The following is an 18,685-nucleotide window of genomic DNA, read 5'->3' as shown; positions in this document are numbered from 1 at the left end:
CGGCGTGTGCGGGGCCCGATCCGCCGTCGGCCGAGGTGCGTGCGGGCCCCGGCCTGTCGCCGGCTGCGGCGTGTGCGGCCCCGGTCTAGCGCGGGCTGCCCTCCAGGTCGGCCAGGGTCGCGTGCAGCCAGGCGAGTTCGGCCTCGGTGGTGGCGCGGGCGACCAGCAGCAGGCCGCGCCGGAACGGGTCGGCGAACTCCTCGGCGCCCACCGGGCGGTCGCCCTCGTAGAAGAAGCTGGCCGGTTCGGCGAGGAAGGCCAGTCGGCGGCGCAGTACGGCGGCCTGGTCGGCGGGGTCGGCGAGGTGCCGGAGGAAGGCGAGCAGGGTGAACCAGCGGTTCTCGTCGCTGACGTCGAGCGGCTCGGGCTCGCGCAGCCGGTCGAGCAGTGCGGTGCGGCCGGCCTCGGTGAGGTGCAGGGTGTGCCGGGGCGCGGCGGCGCTGCCCGGCTCGGTCTCGCGGACCAGCAGGCCGTCGGTCTCCAGGCGTTTGATCGCGGGGTAGAGCGTGCCGTCGCTGATCGGGCGGACGTGGCCGGTGAGCGCGGCGAGGTGGCGGCGCAGCTCGTAGCCGTGCAGGGGGCGGTCGTACAGGAACCCGAGGATGGCGAGCTTCAGCATGGGGCCACTCTCTCAGATCCTTCCCTCGGGGCATGGGTATCTCGCTATCGCTATACCTCGACTTCGATGTATTGTCCTGGTCGTCCGCCGGAGTCCCCGGAGCCGGGAGCCGGCACACCCAGGAGGAGCCGGCACGCCCAGGAGAAGGAGCGAGTGAGCATGCGCGAGGCCCCCGTCACCCCGAACGGCGACCGGATCCGCTGGGTCGAGCTGCCCGGCGCCGAGTCGGCCCGGCTCTACCTGCACGGGCTCGGCGCCACCTCGCCGGCCTACTTCGCGGCCGCCGCCACCCACCCGCTGCTCGCCGGTCGGCGCTCGCTGCTGCTGGACCTGCTCGGCTTCGGCCTCAGCGACCGGCCGACGGACTTCGGCTACACCCTGGAGGAGCACGCGGACGCGGTCGCGGCGGCCGTCGCGACCGCCGGGGCGGCCCGGGTCGAGGTGATCGGCCACAGCATGGGCGGGGCGGTCGCGATCGTCCTCGCCCAGCGGCACCCGCACCTGGTCGAACGGCTGCTCCTGGTGGACGCCAACCTGGACCGGGTCGACCCCGACCGGCGCCACCCCGGCAGCAGCGGCATCGCGGCCTACGCCGAGGAGGAGTTCCTGGCCGGCGGCCGGGACGAAGTCGCCGAGCGGGTCGGCCCGTTCTGGTGGTCCACCATGCGGCTGGCCGGCCCGGAGGCGCTGCACCGCAGCGCCCGCTACCTCGCCCGGGCGACCGAACCGACCATGCGCGAGCTGCTGCTCGGCCTCGACCTCCCGCGCACCTTCCTCCACCCGGCGGCGGACGGCGAGCCGGCGGGCGCCGGCACCCTCCGCGCGGCGGGCGTACGGGTGGTCGCGGTGCCGGACTGCGGGCACAACATCATGCTCGACAACCCGGACGGCTTCGCGGCCGCCGCGGCGCGGGCGCTCGGGCAGGGGTGAGCGGGGGAGGTGCCGGCCGCCGCCCGTCGTAGGCTGGGGCGGACCGTCCGAGAGGAGCCCGTCCGATGTCCGTCCAGGTCCCGCCCGCGCTGGCCGCGTCCCTGGAGGGCTTCCTCGGCGCCGAGGGGCGCGCCTGGGTGGCCCGACTGCCCACCCTGGCCGGCGAGTTGCTGGACCGCTGGGAGCTGCGCCCGGACGGGCCGGTCGCGCACGGCGTGGTCGGGCTGGTGCTCCCGGTGCTGCGCGCCGACGGGATGCCGGCCGTGCTCAAGCTCCAGCCCGTGGACGAGGAGACCGCGGGCGAACCGCTCGCCCTGCGAGCCTGGGACGGCCGCGGCGCCGTGCGGCTGCTCGACCACGAACCGGCCACCGGCTCCCTGCTGCTGGAGCGGCTGGACCCCGGGCGCTCACTGCTCGACCTGCCCGACGACCTCGCGGCGCTGCGCGTGATCGCCGAGCTGCTCGGGGAATTGACGAAACGTCAGGCGCCCTCCGGGCTGAGGACCCTGGCGGGTGCGGCGAGCGACCTGATCGACCGGGCCCCGGTGGCCGTCGCGGCCCTCGCCGACCCGGTGGAGCGGCGCCTGCTCGCCGACTGCGCGGCCGCCCTGTGCGAGGTCCGCGCCGATCCCGGCGACCGGCTGCTGCACTGGGACCTGCACTACGGCAATGTGCTGGCCCCGCTCCCCGGCAGCGGCCGGGCGCCCTGGCTGGCCATCGACCCCAAGCCGCTGGCCGGCCACCCCGGCTTCGAGCTGCTCCCGGCGCTGCGCAACCGCTGGGAGGACGTGGTGGCCACCGGGGATGCAACCCGGGCACTGCGGCGGCGCTTCGACCTGTTGACGGAGGTGCTGGAGCTGGACCGCGAGGTGGCGGCGGCCTGGACGCTCGCCCGGGTGCTGCAGAACGCGGTCTGGGCGGCCGAGGAGGGCGGGGCGGAGCTGGACCCGGCCCAACGTGCCGTCGCCGAGGTGCTGTTGGGGCGCTGACCGGGGAGCCCGCGCGGCTTTCCGCGCCTGCGAGGTACTGCCGCTCGGCGTTTCCCGCTCGGCGTTCCCGCTCGGCGTTTCCCGCTCGGCGTTCCCGCTCGGTGCTTCCGCTCAGTGCTCGCGCAGGGGCACGAAGCGCACCGGTGTCCCCGGCCTGGCCTGTGCGGCGGCCGCGAGGTCGCCGGCCGGCACGACGCCGATCACCGGGTAGCCGCCGGTGGTCGGGTGGTCGGCCAGGAACACCACCGGCTGCCCGTCCGGCGGAATCTGAACGGCGCCCAACACCATGCCCTCGCTGGGCAGTTCGCCGTCCCTGGCGCGGGCGACCGGCGGGCCCTCGGTGCGCAGCCCGACCCGGTTGCCGGTCGGGGAGACCAGGTACCGGTCGCGGCCGAGACGGGCCACCGCCTCCGGGTCGAACCAGTCCGCGCGCGGTCCGAGCCGCAGCCGTAGCACCAGCTCGGCCGGGGGGCCGGGCAGCGGCACCAGCTCGGGCCTGGCCCGGTACGGCGGCGGGGCGCCCACCGGCAGCCGGTCCCCGGCGGCCAGCGGGGCCGGCCCGAGCCCGGAGAGCAGGTCCGCCGAGCGGCTGCCGAGCACCGGCGGGACGGCGATCCCGCCCGCCACCGCCAGGTAGCCGCGCACCCCGGCCGTCGCCGCCCCCACCTCGACCAGCGCCCCGGCCGGCACCACCACCGGCGCGCCCCAGGCGGCCGGCCGGCCGTCCACCCGGACGGGCGAGGGCGCACCGGTGACGGCGACCAGCGCCGTTCCGACGGCCCGCAGCGCGACCCCGCCGAGCGTGGTCTCCAGCCCGGCGGCCCCGGGCTCGTTGCCCACCAGCCGGTTGGCCGCCCACAGCGCCGGCTCGTCCAGTGCCCCGGCCCTCGGCACCCCGAGGTGGGCGACCCCGCGCCGCCCGAGGTCCTGGACCGTGGTCAGCGGCCCCGGCCGCTCCACCACCAGTTCGTTCAACTCCGGCTCCCCCCGGGCCCGTTCCGCCGTGAAGCCGTGAAGCGGACCCGGGTGCCCGGCGCCAGCAGGGCCGGGGGCTCGCGGTCGGTGTCCCAGAGGGTGAGCGCCGTCCGGCCGATCAGCTGCCAGCCGCCGGGGGAGGGGTGCGGGTAGACGCCGGTGTACGGGCCGGCCAGGGCGACCGAGCCGGCCGGGACGGAGCTGCGCGGGGTGGCCCGGCGCGGCACCTCGTAGCGCGCCGGGAGGCCGGTGAGGTAGCCGAAGCCGGGGGCGAAGCCGCAGAACGCGACGACGTACTCGGATCCGGTGTGGATCCGGACGGCGGCCTCCTCGGACACCCCCCACAGTGCGGCGACCTCGGCCAGGTCGGCGCCGTCGTACACGGTCGGGACCTCCAGCAGCGGCCCGCGCGCCGCCCCGGCCGTCGCCGGACGGGCGGTGCGCAGCAGCGCCGCCACCGCGCCGACGTCCGCGACGCCGTCCAGCAGCAGGGTGCGCGCGGCCGGTACCAGCTCTTCCACCGCGCCGAGCGCCCCGGCCTCCCGGCGCTCGCTCAGCCAGCCGTACAGCGCCGCCACCTCGGCCGTCCCGGGCAGCTCGACCAGGAGCGCCCGCTCGCCGACCCGGCGCACCGTCCCCGCCGTCGCGTCGGGGCCGGGTACGCGAGGGGCTGTCACGTGAACGCCTCCACCCGGACCCCGGCGGAGGCCAGGGCGCCGCGGATCCGCCAGGCGAGCTGGGCGGCGCCGGGGGTGTCGCCGTGGACGCACAGCGAGCGGGCCTCGACGGCGATCCGCTCGCCGCCGGCGGCCTCCACCGTGCCGTCCCGGGCGATGGCGACGGCGCGGGTGATCACCGACTCGGGGTCGTGCACCACCGCGTCCGGCTCGCGGCGCGGGACGAGGGTGCCGGTGCGGGTGTAGGTGCGGTCGGCGAAGGCCTCGGCGACCACCGGGAGCCCGACGCCCTCGGCCACCTCCAGCAGCAGCGAGCCCGGCAGGCCGAGCACGGGCAGCGGCCCGTCGCAGACCGCGCCCGCCCGCAGCACGCCGGCCACCACGGCCTCGGCCTGCTCGGAGTCGCCGACCACCCGGTTGTAGAGGGCGCCGTGCGGCTTGACGTAGGAGACCTTGGAACCGGCCGCGCGGGCGAACACCTGGAGGGCGCCGATCTGGTACGCGATCTCGTCGGCGAGCTCCTCCGGGGGCACGTCCATCGCGCGGCGGCCGAAGCCGGCCAGGTCGCGGTAGGAGACCTGGGCGCCGATCCGGACGCCGCGCTCGGCCGCCAGGGCGCAGACCCGGCGCATCGTCGACGGGTCCCCGGCGTGGAACCCGCAGGCGACGTTGGCGCTGGTCACCACGGACAGCAGGGCCTCGTCGTCGGTCAGGGTCCAGCGTCCGAACCCCTCGCCGAGGTCCGCATTGAGATCGATCACCGCATCGGCCACGCCCGTCCGCCTCCCAGCAGCTGTTGAGCCAGATGGTAGGGCCTGCGGATGAAGGCCGTTGCCCGTGACCCGGAGCCCCGCGGGCGCCGCGGCGTGTGCCCGGGGCCGCACGCCCCGGGGCGGCGCCTCACGGGGTCGCGCCGGGGCGCGAGCGGGCGCGGACCGCCCGGACTCAGCCGGTGGTCACCGGTGCGCGGAAGGCGCGCTCCAGCGGACGCAGCGCCCGCAGCACGATCAGCAGCGGTACGACGCCGAGGACTCCGAACGACATGTCGACGAATCGCCAGGCCAGTGGAATCCCGCGCAGCGGCCCGCAGATCAGTGCCAGCGGGATGACGGCCCCGCAGGCGAGCACGGCCCAGCGGATCACCCAGATGTTGCGGACCGGGTCCTTGAGCGGCCCCCAGAAGGCGGCGGCGATCACCAGGTGGGCGAAGGCCAGCCAGTCGGTGCCGTAGGCCAGGAAGGGGTAGCGCCCGTTGGTCTCGGCGAGGCCGGTGTGGACCCGTTCGAGCCAGGCCGCCGCTGCGGGGAGGCGGTCGCTCAGCGGAGCGGCCGGCCCGGAGGCGAAGTCGACCAGCCAGCGGGTCTCGGTCTCCAGGGGGAACGCGGTCAGGCCGCTGAGCACCAGGCAGACCAGGAAGAACCAGAGCCACCGTCGGACCTTGCGAAGGATGACCGCGGGGTCGCCGTCCATTTCGCCCACCTCCATGCCGAGCATGCCGAAGTGCAGGCGGAGCCTCGTCCGACCTGCGCGGAAGCGACTCTAGACCTATCTTTTGAACGTGTTCAACTCGTATTTTGGGTGGGGTGGGGCAGGGGGCGGCCGGGGCCGCCCCGGAACGCAGCGGTGCCCGGGCTCCGTGGAGCCCGGGCACCGGTGGCGGGCGGAACGCCGCCCGCGGCCGTTAGGCCGTGTAGGTGTACGTCACGGGAGCGCTGGTCCCGCCCGCCGTGGTGACGGTGACGCCCACCGCCCCGGGCTGGGTGCCCGCCGGGGCCGTGGCGGTGCAGGCGGTCGGACCGCAGGAGACATGGGTGGCCGGCACCCCGCCGAAGGCCACCGACCCGTACGTCAGGTTGCTGCCGAACAGGTACACCCGGGTACCGCCGACGGCCGGGCCGGAGACCGGAGAGAGGCTGCTGACCACTGGCGCGGCCGGGGCCGGCGGCGGGGCGCCGGTGTAGTCGAAGGTGACCGGAGCCGAGGCTGTGCCGCCGGGCGTCACCACGCTGACCGGGGCGCTGCCCGTGCCGCCGGGGGTGGTCACCGTGCAGGCGGTGTCGGTGCAGCGGCCGGGGGCCGGGACGCCGCCGACCAGCACCATGCCGTTGGCCAGGTTGCTGCCGCTGACGGTCACCTCGGTGCCGCCGGTGCCCGGGCCGGTGGCGGTGTCGAGGCCGGTGGCGGCGGGGGCGGCCTGGACGGTCGCCGGCAGGTAGCTCTTGCTGCCGAGGTCGTAGCCGGAGACGTGCCCGGTCGGGTCGGTGTCGTTCGGGTTGGCGACCGTCGCGGTGATCGCGCCGACGATCGGCACGCCGGGCGTGGTGGCCAGGTTGAGCTTCATGAAGTTGTAGCTCCCGACCGCCCGGGTGGCGGTGAACACGGCCTCCAAGTGGCGGTGGTCGGGGGAGAGGGCGGTGGTGAAGGTGTAGTCCGGCGGCGTGGGGAAGAACATCGCACCGTCGGTGGTGACGCCGGGCGGCAGGTCGAGGGTGATGTGGGTCGGCCCGGTCAGGTCCGCGGTGCCGGACACGGTCCAGGCCACCGACATGTTCCCGGTGGTGAAGAACCCGCCGGGGTAGTTCCCGCTCTGTGACACGGTCACGTGCTGGGCGGAGGTCGACGTCGTCGCGGCCGGGGCGGCCGCGGCGGCGGTGGCGCCGGTGGCGAGGGTGGTCACGGACAGCGCGGCGGCGAGGCCCGCTTTGGCCAGTCGGGTGATCATTGGTCGATCATCACCGAACAAGCGCGCCGCCCTCACGCTTTTCTCGAATGCCGGTTCGGGAATGGCGGGATCTCGTCGAAATCACGTTCTGAATCCGTCACCCGTACCGTCGTCCACCTGCCGCTCCGCCCGCCCGCAAGGTCCGTTTCGGTCGATGTCGGTGCGAACCTCTAATCTTGTCCTCCGTGACCGTCATCGCAGACCCGCTCACCGAGCCCGGCCTCCGCCCGCCCGCCGGCCCGGCCGCCGCGCGCCCCGCGCCCGGCCCCGCCGCCGACGAGGGCCTGGCCCGCCGGCTCAAGGCGCTGGCCTGCACCGCCCCGCTGCACGACCTGGACAACCGCAAGGTCAACCTGGCCGGCGAGTACGGCGGCTACGCGATGGCCGAGGTCGGCCTCGCCGCGATCGACCTGGTCACCCTGAACATGGACTTCGACACCGGGGCCGACCGCGACATAGTGCTCGCCCGCCTGCTGCCCCGGGTCGCCGTCCAGTCCGCCGGCCGCCCCGCCGCCGAGCACGAGCGGGTCGCCCGCTGGGTGCTGGAGTCGCTGATCAACGTCGGCAGCGTGGACCGCGGCTTCCGCGCCGTCTACGGCACCTTCGGCGCGGACGGCGAGTACGTCCGCCGGGACTACGACTTCAAGCTGATCGAGGAGGTCCCCGGCCCGGACGGCGGCGTCTACCTGCGCACCACCGACGAGGCGGTCAACGTCCTGGTCGGCGCGCTCGACACCGACGTCACCTCGGCCCAGATCGCCGCCGAGGTCAAGCTGGAGGTGCTGATCCGCCGCGGCCGCCTGGCCGACGCCCAGCTCGCCGCCGAGCAGGCCCGCTACCGCACCGTCCAGTTCGCCGAGACGCTGCGCCGCGCCTTGGACGCCACCCGCCGCAACGTCCGCGCCGTCGACTGGATGCGCGCCGTTCCCGACCTCATCGCGGAGGCGCTGGACCACATCGCGGACCGCTACCGGCACGAGAACGCGATTCTCACCAACATCCGCAAGGCCCGCGACGAGGCCGAGGACCCGGAGCACAAGCGCCGCGCCGCCGAGCTGGTCGACATCGTCAAGGACTGCATCCGCCGCCACACCCAGCTCCAGACCCGCCTGCTGGAGGCCGGCCCGCTGTTCCGCGCCGAGCAGGACCGGCAGGCCTTCGCCACCCCCGGCGCCCGCAGCGGCATCGACCTCTACGGGCAGCTGCTCGCCCCCGTGCTGCGGCTGCCGGTGGAGCAGGCCGTCCGCCCCACCGGCGCCTTCTTCGCCCGTGGCGCCGGTCTGCGCACCCCGGTCTCGGTCCGGGTCGCCGACCTGGTCGACCTGCTGCTCACCCCGCCGGTCGAACGCGAGCACCTCGGCGCCGAGCTGCCCGACCCCGACCTGGTCGCCACCCCGGACGACAGCCGGTTCTCCGAGGCCCAGCTGGAGTCCGCGATGGTCCTGCTCGACCTGCCCCCGGACGCCCCCCGCCGGCTCTCCGGCCTGCTCGCCGACGCCCGCAAGCAGGACCCGGACCTGCCGTACCTGCTGGCCCTGCTCGCCGTGCACGCCGCCAGCCCGCCGGTCGGCACCGCCTACCGCCAGGGCGAGGAGCGGCTGCTGTTCGCCGTGGACGACGGCACCCAGCTGCACGACCCGGAGTTCGGCGGCGCCGACCTGATCGTCGGCAGCGCCCTGCTCGACGCGGTCGGCATGGCCGCCGACCGCAAGGACGCCGGCTGACCGGCCGGGAGGCACACCTTGCCGGGACCGACCTTGACGAACCGTAACCACCGCGCCACCCCCGAGGAGCACCGCCCGTGACGACCCACCACGACACGTCCTGGGCGACCGAGAGCGAACCCGCGGCCCCCGCGCCGATCACCCCGGCCGACGTCGCGGACGCCGCCCGGCTGGTCTCCTTCGGCCTCCAGGCCAAGTTGTTGCCCGCCCGGGACGCCGAGTACGCCGAGCTGGTGCGCCGCCACCGCGAGGACCCGCCGTTCGCCCGGCTCGCCGACGCCGTCGCCACCGGCATGGGCCTGGTCGTCCTGGAGGTCTCCCCGCGGGCCGGCATGGCCGTGGCCGCCGCCGAGGACTCGCTGTTCGCCGTCCGGATGGGCGACTACTCGCGCCGCGCCGCCTCCGAGTCCACCGACCGCTTCCTGCACGGCCTGGCCCACCTGGCCGTCGCCGCGATGGCCTTCCCCCGCCCCGAGGACCTCGCCGACGACGGCTACCTCGGCCGGATCACCGTCAACGGCGTCGACTCCTTCGTGCGCCAGGCCTGCCGCCGCCTGGAGGAGCAGGCCGACGCCGAGGGCGCCAACACCGACCCGGCCTCCGACGCCCCCGGCCTGGAGGCGGCCTGGCGGGTCTGGGCCCGGCGCACCGCCACCGGCGCCACCAAGGACGCCCGCCGGCTCTCCGGCTCCACCATCGGCATCGTCGCCAAGGCCGTGCTGTTCCTGGTCGACTCCGGCTTCCTCCAGAAGGTCTCCGACGACTCCGGCGGCACCTACCGCACCACCGCCCGCTACCAGCTCCAGGTGCGCGACCTGGCGGGCAGCGCGGCCATGGCCGAACTGCTCGACCTCGGCATCGTCCCGGTCTCCGACGGCACCGCCAGCCTGCTGCCGCCGGACACCGGCGACGAACTGGTCGCCGACGCGGGCCTGCCGTTCCACTCGCTCTGAACCCCGGTGCCCGGAGTCCACCCGCTCCGAGCACCGGCGCCCAGAGCCCACCCGCTCCGAGCCCACCGCGCCGGCCTCCCGCCGGGCGCACCCGGTCCCGGAGCACCGCGCCGGCCCCGGCCCACCCGCCCCGAACCGGCCCGCCGCCCACCCCTCACGCCACGCAAGCCACGGAGAACCGCCGCACATGTACGAGCTCAACCGGGTCCGCCTCTACTCGATCGGACCGGCCGGCGCCCGCTACGCCGACACGGTGCTCGACCTGCGCGGCGTCGGCGAGCCGGTCGCCGACCCGGCCCCGCAGCAGATCGGCCTGTTCGGCGAGGACACCGACGGCCCGGTCCGCCGCCCCGCCCCCGCCGGCGTGCTCTTCCTGGAGAACGGCGGCGGCAAGTCGGTCCTGCTCAAGCTGATCTTCTCGGTCATGCTCCCCGGCCACCGCAACACCCTCGGCGGCGCCAGCTCCGGCGTGCTGCGCAAGTTCCTGCTCGCCGACGACTGCGGCCACGTCGCCCTGGAGTGGCAGCACACCGTCACGGGCGAGCTGATCGTGGTCGGCAAGGTCAGCGAGTGGCGCGGCCGCCAGGTCTCCTCCGACCCGCGCAAGTTCGCCGAGACCTGGTACTCCTTCCGCCCCGGCGCCGGCCTGACCCTCGACTCGCTGCCGGTCGCCGAACGGGTCAGCCTCGCCGGCGACCAGAAGGCCCGCGGCCGCCGCCGCACCATGAAGGGCTTCCGCGACGCCCTCACCGAGGCCGGCAAGGCCCACCCCCACCTCGACCTGGTCTTCGAGGACGGCCACGACCGCTGGACCGAGCACCTCGGCGAACTCGGCCTCGACCCCGAACTCTTCCGCTACCAGCGCGAGATGAACGCCGACGAGGGCGAGGCGGCCGGCCTCTTCGCGGTCAAGCACGACAGCGACTTCACCGACCTCCTGCTGCGCGCCGTCACCGACACCCGGGACACCGACGGCCTCGCCGACCTCGTGCACGGCTTCGCCGCCAAGCTCGGCCGCCGTGCCGAGCTCACCGCCGAACGCGACTTCACCGCCGGCTCGCTGGACCTGCTGGAGCGCATCGCCGAGACCACCACCGCCCGCGAGACCGTCCGCGAGGCCCACCGCACCGCCGAACGCCGCACCCGCCGCCTCGCCCACGCCCTCGCCTCCCGCGCCACCGCCGAACGCGACCGCGCCCAGGACCTCGCCATCGAGGTCGCCGCCGCCGCGAGCGCCGTCACCGCCGCCGAGGCCGACCGCACCCGGCACAGCCTGATCACCGACGAACTCACCCACCGGCACGCCACGCTGGGCCTCGCCGCGGCCACCGCCGAGGCCGCCGCGCTGCGCCGCGAACTCATCGACGCCCGCACCCTGCACTCCGCCTGGCAGGCCGCCGAGGCGGTGCTGCGCCAGCGCGCCGCCGCCGACCGGGTCACCCGGGTCGCCGCCGCCATCCGCGAGGCCGAGCTGGACGCCGCCCCCGCGCTCGCCGCCCGCGCCCGCGCCGCGACCGCCCTGGCCCGCGCCCTGGAGGCAGCCGCCGCGGCCGCCGAGTCCCGCGCCGACACCGAGGAGGAGCGCGCGGGCGAACTCCAGGAGGACGGCGGCAAGGCGCAGTCCGACGCCACCGAGGCCGCCACCGCCGCCCAGAAGGCCCGCAGCGAGGCCGAGCACCTGCGCCAGCGCCTCGCCGAGGTCGAGCAGGAGACCGAGGCCGCCGTCTCGGCCGGCTTCATCGACGCCGACGGCGACGTGGACCCGGCCCGCGCCGCGCTGCACGCCGCCGACGTCGAGAAGGCCGCCGCCGCCGCGCTCGCCCAGGCCCGTACCGCCGCCGAGGCCGCCGCCGCCCGGCTGCGCGAGTCCGCCGCCGCCACCTCGCGCGCCGAACTCGCCGCCGAGCGGGCCGGCGACGCCCGCAAGGACGCCGCCCGCTCCCTCGCCGCCGAGCAGCGCACCGCCGCCCTGCTCGCCACCGAGGAGCGCCTCGCCGACCTGCTCTCCCTCACGCCCTACCAGGAGGGCGCCGAGGAGGACGCCGGCTTCCTCACCCCCGCCGTGCTCGACCGCAACGCCGAGTACCTGCGCGAACTCCTCGACGAGTCCATCGCCACCGCCGAACGCACCCTGTTCGACCTCCGCACGGCCGCCGCCGACGACTCCCGCATCCTCGCCGCCCTCGGCGACGGCGGTCTGCTGCCGCCCGGCCCGGACGTGCTCGCCACCGTCGAGTACCTCGCCGAGCACGGCATCCCGGCCCTGCCCGGCTGGCGCTACCTCGCCCAGTCCGTGGACCCGGCCGACCACGACGCGATCCTCGCCGCCCGCCCCGAACTGGTCGACGGCGTGGTCGTCACCGATCCGTCCTCGCTGGAACGCGCCCGCGAGGCCCTGCAGGCCGCCGCCCTGCTGCCGCGCTCCACCGTCGCCGTCGGCGCCGCCGCCTCGCTGATCGCCCCGATCACCGACGAGCCCGCCTTCTTCCTCGTCCCGCCGAACCCGGCCATGCACGACGAGTCCGCCGCCGACGGCGAGCGCCGCGAACTGCGCGCCCGGGCGAGCGCCCGCGAGGAGCACATCCGCGAACTGGCCGGCCGCCTCGGCGCCGACCGCGCCCTCGCCGCCCGCCTCGCCTCCTGGCACGCCAGCTGCCCGCCCGGCACCCTCGCCGAATTCGCGGCCGCCGCCGAGGCCGCCCGCGAGCACGCCGAGCAGGCCGCCGCCGCCCTCGCCACCCTGCGCGCCGACCACGACGAGGCCGAGACCGACCACGCCGCGGCCGCCTCCGTCCACGAGGAGCACCGCGAGGCCGCCCAGCGCGCCCGCCGCCGCGCCGACGCCCTCTCCGGCCTCGCCTTCCGGCTGCGCGAGCGCGGCAACTGGGCCCGCCGCCAGCGCGAACTCGCCGAGGACGCCGCCGAGTGCGACCGCCGCCAGGTGCTGTGCGCCGAGCGCGCCCGCACCTGCGACGAGGACCGCCGCGCCGCCCAGCGCGCCGCCGACGACGCCCGCCGCACGGCCCGCGCGCTGCGCGCCGAACGCGCCGAGATCCCCGCCGCCGAGCAGTCCGACGAGCCCGTCGAGACCGCCCCCGCCGCGCTGCCCGCACTGCGCGAGGCCTACCGCGCCGCCTCCCAGCTGTACGAGAAGGTCGGCGTCGGCGCCGACCTGCGCGCCGAACAGGCCCGCGCCGAGGGCGACGAGGCCGCCGCCGCGACCGAACTCGACCGCCTCACCAACAAGGTGCGCACCCGCGCCGAGGAGCTCCTCGGCAGCCCCGACGGCGCCGACGGCCCGGCCCGCCAGGCCGCCGCCGCCCGCGCCGAGGAGCTGGTCGCCACCATCGAGGCCCGCTCCGCCGCCGCCAGCGAGCAGCTCGGCAGGCTGCGCGGCGAGGCCGAGCGCTCCGCCCCCGCCGACGGCGAGGCGCACACCGAGCTGCCCGAGGACCTCGTCCCCACCGATCCGGAGCACGCCCAGGTCCTGCTGCGCACCGCCACCAGCCGCCTCGCCGAGCGCCGCGAGGCCCTGGACGCCGCCCGCACCGCCCACGCCGACCTCCAGCGCACCTTCGACAGCGCCCAGGCCTCGGCCGCCGACTTCGACGAGCTGGCCGGCCAGCTGCGCGACGGCCTGCGCGACCACCAGGAGGACCCGGAAGACCCGGTCGAGCCGTACCTGGGCTCGCTGGCCGACGCCCGCACCGGCGCCACCGAGGCCCGCCGCTCGCTGCGCACCGCCGCCGGCGAGCTGTCCTCCTCCGAACTCGCCGTCCGCGACGCCGCCGACGCCCTGGTCCGGCACGCCAACGCGGCCCGCTACGAGGCCGTCCGCACCCCCGCCCGTCAGCAGATCCGGGAACTGCCCGCCTCCGCGCTGCCCGAGCACGCCGCCGCCTGGGCCGCGGCCTTCGCGCCCCGGCTGCGGGTGCTCACAGACGAGCTGGCCCAGCTGGAGAAGAACCGCGGCTCGATCGTGGACCGGCTGCGCGGCCTGGTCGAGTCCTCGCTCACCACGCTGCGCGCCGCCCAGCGGCTGTCCCGGCTGCCCGAGGGCCTGGGGGAGTGGTCCGGCCAGGAGTTCCTCCGGATCCGCTTCGAGGACCCGGACCACGCCACCCTGGTCGAGCGCCTGGGCGAGGTCATCGACGAGGCCACCCGCGCCGCCGTGAAGAAGAACAGCGACCTGCGCCGCGACGGCATGTCCCTGCTGCTGCGCGGGGTCGCCGCCGCGATCGGCCCCAAGGGCGTCAGCGTCGAGATCCTCAAGCCCGACGCGGTGCTGCGGGCCGAGCGGGTCGGTGTCGGCCAGATGTCCGACGTCTTCTCCGGCGGCCAGCTGCTCACCGCGGCCATCGCGCTGTACTGCACGATGGCGGCGCTGCGCGCCAACGACCGCGGCCAGTCCCAGCTGCGGCACGCCGGCACGCTGTTCCTGGACAACCCGATCGGCCGCGCCAACGCGACCTACCTGCTGGAGCTCCAGCGGGCCGTGGCCGACGCGCTCGGCGTCCAGCTGATCTACACCACCGGCCTGTTCGACACCACGGCGCTCGCCGAGTTCCCGCTGGTGATCCGCCTGCGCAACGACGCCGACCTGCGCGCGGGCCTCAAGTACATCTCGGTCGAGGAGCACCTGCGCCCGGGCCTGCCGGCCGCACCGGACCCGGACGGCCCGACCATCCACGGCGAGATCACCGCCACCCGGATGTTCAAGCGCCCCGCGGAGGTTCCGGCGCAGACGTGAGCGGGCCCGCTCGGCCGGGAGAGGTTCCGGTCCGACCGTGAACTGACTAGCGTGACCTCCATGCTGACGATCGCGCACCTCAGTGACACCCACCTCGGCCAGGTCCACCGCCGGGACGGCGGCAAGCGCGCCCGGCGGCGGGCCGAGCAGGTGATGGCGTACCTCGACGCCCTGCCCGGCCCGCTGGACGCGGTGCTGGTCACCGGCGACCTCGCCGACCACGGCCTGCCCGAGGAGTACCGGGAGGTCGCCGAGGTGCTGGCCTCCCGGCACCCGGTGCTCATCTGTCCCGGCAACCACGACTCCAGGGCGCCGTACCGGGAGGTGCTGCTCGGCGAGGCACCGGGGGAGGGGCCGATCAATCGCCTGCACCAACTGCCGGGCGCCGACGTGCTGATGCTCGACTCCTCGATACCCGGGCAGGACGACGGTCTGCTGGACGAGCGGACGCTGGCCTGGCTGGACGCCGAACTGGCGTCCGGCCGCGGCGAGTTGCCCGCGCTGGTGGCCTTCCATCACCCGCCGGTGGAGCTGCACCTGCCGTACGTCGACCCGATCCGCCAGTTCGGCGAGGCGCGGCTGGCGCAGGTGCTGAGCCGCCACCCCCGGGTGGCCGCCCTGTTCTGCGGCCACGCGCACACCTCCGCGGCCACCACCTTCGCCGGTCTGCCGCTGCTGATCGCGCCCGGCGTGGCCTCCACCGTCACGCTGCCGTTCGAGGGCGGGCGCGGCATCTCCTTCGACCACCCGCCGATGGTGGCCTTCCACGTCCTGGACGGGGACCGCCGGCTCACCACCCACTACCGGGCGCTGCCGGTGCGGGACTGACCGATCGGCCCGGCGCTACGGGTGGTTGGGCTGCACCCGGGCCTGGCGCGGCGGCTGTTGCGGCGCCTGGCGCGGCGGTTGGTACGGCTGCTGGTGCGGCGCTCGCTGCGGCTGGTGCCCGGGCCCGTACGGCTGCTGCCGCCCCGGACCGCCGTACGGCTGCGGTGGCTGCTGCTGCGGTGACTGCGGCCGGGGCGACTCGTACGGCTGCCGGTACACCGAGGACGGGCCGGGCCGGGGGAACGGCCGCGCGGCCAGCGGCTCGGAGGGCCCCCGGGCGCCCGCCGTCGGGTGCGTGGCGCCCTGCGTCCGCATCCGCTGGGCCGCGACCTGGCGGGAGATGAGGATCTCCAGCAGGCACCACATGGTGCCGAACACCCCGAGCCCCATGGCCAGCAGCGCCGGTGTCAGCAGCCAACTGCCCGCGTACGAGGCCAGGGTGGCCACCACGACGCCCACCAGGGTGAAGGACAGGCAGAGCACCGCCCGGACTGCGGCGGCGCGCACCTCGTCGGGCAGGCGGCGGCGACGGCGGCGTGGCACGGACATCGAGCGACCCCCAGGCGCGTGGCGCGTGTTCTGTGAAGCATACGGAACGGGTGCACACGAAACGCGCCCCTCGCCTCACTCTGCCCCGCCGAACCAGGACTATGCGTCCGAAACCGCCGAACTGCCTTCAAATCGTGTCATCCGGGCCGTCCCGTCGTGTCGTCCGGGCCGTCCCGGCAGGCCCGGCGCCGTCCGGTGGCCCGGTTCAGTCCAGCTGGACGTTGAGCTCCTCCAGTGCGCCGGTCACGATCGTCCGCATCGCCCGTTCGGCGTGGACGGCGTCCTCGGCGCAGATCGCCTCCGCGACCTCGCGGTGCAGGCGGATCGCGTACGGCTCCGGCTGATGGGGCATCAGATGGTACTCGGTCCGGCCGGTGAGCACCGCCGCGACGCTGTCCCCGAGGTGGGCGAACATCTCGTTGCCGGAGGCGCGCAGCACCAGGGAGTGGAAGGCGATGTCGTGCCTGAGGAAGGCGTTCAGGTCGGCGGCCCGGGCGGTGACCGTCAGGTCCACGGCCAGTGAGCTGAGTTCGCGCCGGTCGTCGTCGCTCGCGTGGGTGGCGGCGAGCGCGGCCGCGGCCGGTTCGACGGCCACGCGCAGCGAGCCGAGCGAGCGCAGCTGGGCCGGGCGGTCCGCGCCGGCCAGTCGCCAGCGGATCACCATCGGGTCGAAGACGTCCCAGAGCGACTTCGGCTGCACGGTGATCCCGACCCGTCGCCGGGACGCCACCATCCGCATCCCCTCCAGGACGCGCACCGCCTCCCGGACGACCGTCCGGGACACCCCGAACCGGCCCTCCAGCTCCTCCCCGCGCAGTACCGCCCCCTCGGGAATCTCCCCCGACGCGATCGCCGGCCCGAGCTCGGCAAGCAGCCGCCCGGGCAGCCCCTGGATCTCCATCCGCCCAGCCTAGACGCCCGCTCCGTGGGCCTTCACCTCGCCCTGCGACCCAGACCACATCGCAAAAGTATGACGATTTGGTTTCCGTCACTTGAATACGTCATATCTTTGAGGCGATAGTGGCGGCCAGGCAACGAAGGAGCACCACCCCATGGCTCTCAGCGTCGAGAACCACGACCTCCCGCAGGCCCCCCTCACCGTCGTGGTGATGGGCGTCTCGGGCGTCGGCAAGACCACCCTGGCCCGCCTGCTGGCGGACCGTCTCGCCCTCCCCTTCGCGGAGGCGGACGAGTTCCACCCCGCGGCCAACATCGCCAAGATGTCCGCCGGCATCCCGCTGGACGACCAGGACCGCGCCCCCTGGCTGCGCGCCGTCGGCGCCTGGCTCAAGGAGCGGACCGAGGCCGGTACCGGCGGTGTGGTCACCTGCTCGGCGCTGAAGCACCGCTATCGCGACACCCTGCGCGCGGCCTGCCCGGGCGCCTTCTTCCTGCACCTCAGCGGTGGCCACGAGCTGGTCGAGGACCGGCTCAGCCACCGCACCGGCCACTTCATGCCGTCCTCGCTGCTCGACTCGCAGTACGCCGCCCTGGAACCGCTGGCGGCGGACGAGCGCGGCGGCGTCCTGGACGTCGGCCCGTCCCCCGAAGAACTCGTCGAGATGGCCGTGGCGCTGCTGCGGCCCGTCAATGGAGACCTCGCGTGAGCATTGCCCCCACCCTGCTGGCGGCCGCCCCACCGGCCCTGCCGCACACCAGCAGCGACTCCCAGCTGCTGATCGCGGTGCTGCTCAGCATCGGCGCGATCGTCGTACTGATCACCAAGCTGAAGCTGCACCCGTTCCTCGCCCTCACGCTCGGCTCCGGTCTGCTGGCCGCCGTCGCGGGTGCCCCCTTCGACAAGCTGCTGAGCAGCTTCTCCACGGGCTTCGGATCCACCGTCGCCAGCGTCGGCCTGCTGATCGGCCTCGGCGCGATGCTCGGCAAGCTGCTCGCCGACTCCGGCGGCGCCAACATCATCGCGGACACCGTCCTCTCCCGGACCGGCAACAAGGCGCTGCCCTGGGCGATGGCGCTGATCGCGGCCGTGCTCGGCCTGCCGCTGTTCTTCGAGGTCGGGGTCGTCCTGCTGATCCCGATCGTGCTGCTGGTCGCCCGCCGCGGCAACGTACCGCTGATGCGGATCGGCATCCCGGCGCTGGCCGGCCTGTCGGTGCTGCACGGCCTGGTGCCCCCGCACCCGGGCCCGCTGGTCGCGGTCGACGCGCTGAAGGCCGACCTCGGCATCACCCTGGCGCTCGGCCTGCTGATCGCCGTCCCGACCCTGATCATCGCGGGCCCGCTGTTCGCGCGGCTGGCCGAGCGCTGGGTCGGCCCGCTGGAGATCCCGGTGGCCACCGCCCCCGAGGAGACGGCCAAGCACGACCGCACCCCGTCCTTCGCCGCGGTGCTGGCCACCATCCTGCTGCCCGTCGTGCTGATGCTCGGCAAGGCCCTGGCCGACGTCGTGATCGACGACCCGAAGGCGCTGGTCCAGCGGGTGTTCGACTTCATAGGCTCCCCGCTGATCGCCCTGCTCGCCGCGACCCTGCTCGGCATGGTGACCCTCGGCAGGGCGGCCGGCTTCGACAAGGCCCGGATCTCCGACACCGTCGGCAAGTCGCTCGGCCCCATCGCCGGCATCGTGTTCATCGTCGGCGCGGGCGGCGGCTTCAAGCAGACCCTGATCGACGTGGGCGTCGGCAACGCGGTCAGCGAGTGGTCCGGCAAGTGGCACATCTCGGCGCTGCTGCTCGGCTGGCTGATCGCCGTGCTGATCCGGCTGGCCACCGGCTCGGCGACGGTCGCCACGATCACCGCCGCCGGCATCGTCTCCCCGCTGGCCGCGAACATGTCCTCGACCCACGCGGCCCTGCTGGTGCTCGCGATCGGCGCCGGCTCGCTGTTCTTCTCGCACGTCAACGACGCCGGCTTCTGGCTGGTGAAGGAGTACTTCGGGATGAGCGTCGGGCAGACGCTGAAGTCCTGGTCGGTGATGGAGACGGTGATCTCGGTGGTCGCCATCGCCC

General features: G+C 75.4%; 16 protein-coding genes. 8 read left to right on the top strand and 8 right to left on the bottom strand.

Annotation, left to right across the window (positions count from 1 at the left end; genetic code table 11):
• Window positions 1-85: 85 nt before the first annotated feature.
• The gene (locus ACFVHV_RS38720) at window positions 86-619 is read right to left on the bottom strand and encodes a PadR family transcriptional regulator (RefSeq protein ID WP_359911083.1); all 534 of its coding nucleotides are present in this window, start codon (window positions 617-619) and stop codon (window positions 86-88) included.
• 159 nt (window positions 620-778) lie between these two features.
• On the opposite strand from ACFVHV_RS38720, the gene ACFVHV_RS38715 reads away from it, so the two are divergent.
• Together ACFVHV_RS38715 and ACFVHV_RS38710 are read left to right on the top strand one after the other, a co-directional pair.
• Entirely contained in the window at window positions 779-1,549 is a 771-nt protein-coding gene (locus ACFVHV_RS38715; protein ID WP_380357863.1) for an alpha/beta fold hydrolase, read from the top strand.
• Window positions 1,550-1,614: 65 nt separating this feature from the next.
• Entirely contained in the window at window positions 1,615-2,538 is a 924-nt protein-coding gene (locus ACFVHV_RS38710; protein ID WP_380357861.1) for an aminoglycoside phosphotransferase family protein, read from the top strand.
• Window positions 2,539-2,649: 111 nt separating this feature from the next.
• Here the strand turns inward: ACFVHV_RS38710 and ACFVHV_RS38705 are convergent, their stop codons facing one another.
• The 5 genes from ACFVHV_RS38705 to ACFVHV_RS38685 form a co-directional block, all read right to left on the bottom strand.
• Window positions 2,650-3,513, bottom strand: coding sequence for a biotin-dependent carboxyltransferase family protein (locus ACFVHV_RS38705; RefSeq protein ID WP_380357859.1), 864 nt, complete (start codon window positions 3,511-3,513; stop codon window positions 2,650-2,652).
• Window positions 3,510-4,190 (bottom strand): 5-oxoprolinase subunit PxpB, encoded by a 681-nt coding sequence (gene pxpB, locus ACFVHV_RS38700; RefSeq protein WP_359911095.1) that lies wholly within the window; start codon window positions 4,188-4,190, stop codon window positions 3,510-3,512. Before pxpB ends, ACFVHV_RS38705 begins: the two co-directional genes overlap by 4 nt.
• A complete protein-coding gene (locus ACFVHV_RS38695; RefSeq protein WP_359911098.1) occupies window positions 4,187-4,963 on the bottom strand; it encodes a 5-oxoprolinase subunit PxpA in 777 nt (258 codons plus the stop codon). Before ACFVHV_RS38695 ends, pxpB begins: the two co-directional genes overlap by 4 nt.
• 172 nt (window positions 4,964-5,135) lie before the next feature.
• Entirely contained in the window at window positions 5,136-5,660 is a 525-nt protein-coding gene (locus ACFVHV_RS38690; RefSeq protein ID WP_359911101.1) for a hypothetical protein, read from the bottom strand.
• 211 nt (window positions 5,661-5,871) lie between these two features.
• Window positions 5,872-6,912, bottom strand: a complete 1,041-nt coding sequence (locus tag ACFVHV_RS38685) for an IPT/TIG domain-containing protein (protein WP_380357855.1) — start codon at window positions 6,910-6,912, stop codon at window positions 5,872-5,874.
• A gap of 194 nt (window positions 6,913-7,106) precedes the next feature.
• Between ACFVHV_RS38685 and ACFVHV_RS38680 the strand changes: the two genes are divergently transcribed.
• The 4 genes from ACFVHV_RS38680 to ACFVHV_RS38665 all read left to right on the top strand — a co-directional run bounded on the left by ACFVHV_RS38680 (window position 7,107) and on the right by ACFVHV_RS38665 (window position 15,167).
• Window positions 7,107-8,636 carry a hypothetical protein gene (locus ACFVHV_RS38680; RefSeq protein WP_380357869.1) on the top strand — a complete coding sequence of 510 codons (1,530 nt, stop codon included), beginning with the start codon at window positions 7,107-7,109 and terminating at the stop codon, window positions 8,634-8,636.
• Window positions 8,637-8,713: 77 nt separating this feature from the next.
• Window positions 8,714-9,589: a hypothetical protein gene (locus ACFVHV_RS38675; RefSeq protein ID WP_359911107.1), complete on the top strand. Its 876-nt coding sequence runs from the start codon at window positions 8,714-8,716 to the stop codon at window positions 9,587-9,589.
• A 187-nt stretch (window positions 9,590-9,776) separates the two neighbouring features.
• Window positions 9,777-14,339, top strand: coding sequence for a hypothetical protein (locus ACFVHV_RS38670; protein ID WP_380357852.1), 4,563 nt, complete (start codon window positions 9,777-9,779; stop codon window positions 14,337-14,339).
• 60 nt (window positions 14,340-14,399) lie between these two features.
• Window positions 14,400-15,167 carry a metallophosphoesterase gene (locus ACFVHV_RS38665; protein WP_380357849.1) on the top strand — a complete coding sequence of 256 codons (768 nt, stop codon included), beginning with the start codon at window positions 14,400-14,402 and terminating at the stop codon, window positions 15,165-15,167.
• A 15-nt stretch (window positions 15,168-15,182) separates the two neighbouring features.
• Here ACFVHV_RS38665 and ACFVHV_RS38660 read toward each other — a convergent pair whose 3' ends face one another.
• Both ACFVHV_RS38660 and ACFVHV_RS38655 read right to left on the bottom strand, forming a co-directional pair.
• Window positions 15,183-15,716, bottom strand: coding sequence for a hypothetical protein (locus tag ACFVHV_RS38660; RefSeq protein ID WP_380357846.1), 534 nt, complete (start codon window positions 15,714-15,716; stop codon window positions 15,183-15,185).
• 205 nt (window positions 15,717-15,921) lie between these two features.
• The gene (locus tag ACFVHV_RS38655; RefSeq protein WP_359911119.1) at window positions 15,922-16,617 is read right to left on the bottom strand and encodes an FCD domain-containing protein; all 696 of its coding nucleotides are present in this window, start codon (window positions 16,615-16,617) and stop codon (window positions 15,922-15,924) included.
• A gap of 151 nt (window positions 16,618-16,768) precedes the next feature.
• Here ACFVHV_RS38655 and ACFVHV_RS38650 point away from each other — a divergent pair, with 151 nt between their 5' ends.
• Both ACFVHV_RS38650 and ACFVHV_RS38645 read left to right on the top strand, forming a co-directional pair.
• On the top strand, window positions 16,769-17,323 hold the full coding sequence (locus ACFVHV_RS38650) for a gluconokinase (protein ID WP_359911122.1): 555 nt from the start codon (window positions 16,769-16,771) through the stop codon (window positions 17,321-17,323).
• A 2-nt stretch (window positions 17,324-17,325) separates the two neighbouring features.
• Window positions 17,326-18,685: gluconate:H+ symporter (locus tag ACFVHV_RS38645; protein WP_380357866.1), on the top strand; the 1,360-nt coding region annotated here is incomplete at its 3' end.

The sequence above is a fragment of the Kitasatospora sp. NPDC127116 genome, from assembly GCF_042677365.1.
Taxonomy (GTDB): Bacteria; Actinomycetota; Actinomycetes; order Streptomycetales; family Streptomycetaceae; genus Kitasatospora; species Kitasatospora lactacystinica.
This window is presented reverse-complemented; position numbering and strand designations above follow the sequence as displayed.

Excerpts from the sequence above, each read along its gene's own strand:
- ACFVHV_RS38720 (WP_359911083.1), bottom strand. The coding sequence starts at position 619 with ATGCTGAAGCTCGCCATCCTCGGGTTCCTGTACGACCGCCCCCTGCAC.
- ACFVHV_RS38715 (WP_380357863.1), top strand. The coding sequence starts at position 779 with ATGCGCGAGGCCCCCGTCACCCCGAACGGCGACCGGATCCGCTGGGTC.
- ACFVHV_RS38710 (WP_380357861.1), top strand. The coding sequence starts at position 1,615 with ATGTCCGTCCAGGTCCCGCCCGCGCTGGCCGCGTCCCTGGAGGGCTTC.
- ACFVHV_RS38690 (WP_359911101.1), bottom strand. The coding sequence starts at position 5,660 with ATGGACGGCGACCCCGCGGTCATCCTTCGCAAGGTCCGACGGTGGCTC.
- ACFVHV_RS38685 (WP_380357855.1), bottom strand. The coding sequence starts at position 6,912 with ATGATCACCCGACTGGCCAAAGCGGGCCTCGCCGCCGCGCTGTCCGTG.
- ACFVHV_RS38670 (WP_380357852.1), top strand. The coding sequence starts at position 9,777 with ATGTACGAGCTCAACCGGGTCCGCCTCTACTCGATCGGACCGGCCGGC.
- ACFVHV_RS38665 (WP_380357849.1), top strand. The coding sequence starts at position 14,400 with ATGCTGACGATCGCGCACCTCAGTGACACCCACCTCGGCCAGGTCCAC.
- ACFVHV_RS38660 (WP_380357846.1), bottom strand. The coding sequence starts at position 15,716 with ATGTCCGTGCCACGCCGCCGTCGCCGCCGCCTGCCCGACGAGGTGCGC.
- ACFVHV_RS38655 (WP_359911119.1), bottom strand. The coding sequence starts at position 16,617 with ATGGAGATCCAGGGGCTGCCCGGGCGGCTGCTTGCCGAGCTCGGGCCG.
- ACFVHV_RS38650 (WP_359911122.1), top strand. The coding sequence starts at position 16,769 with ATGGCTCTCAGCGTCGAGAACCACGACCTCCCGCAGGCCCCCCTCACC.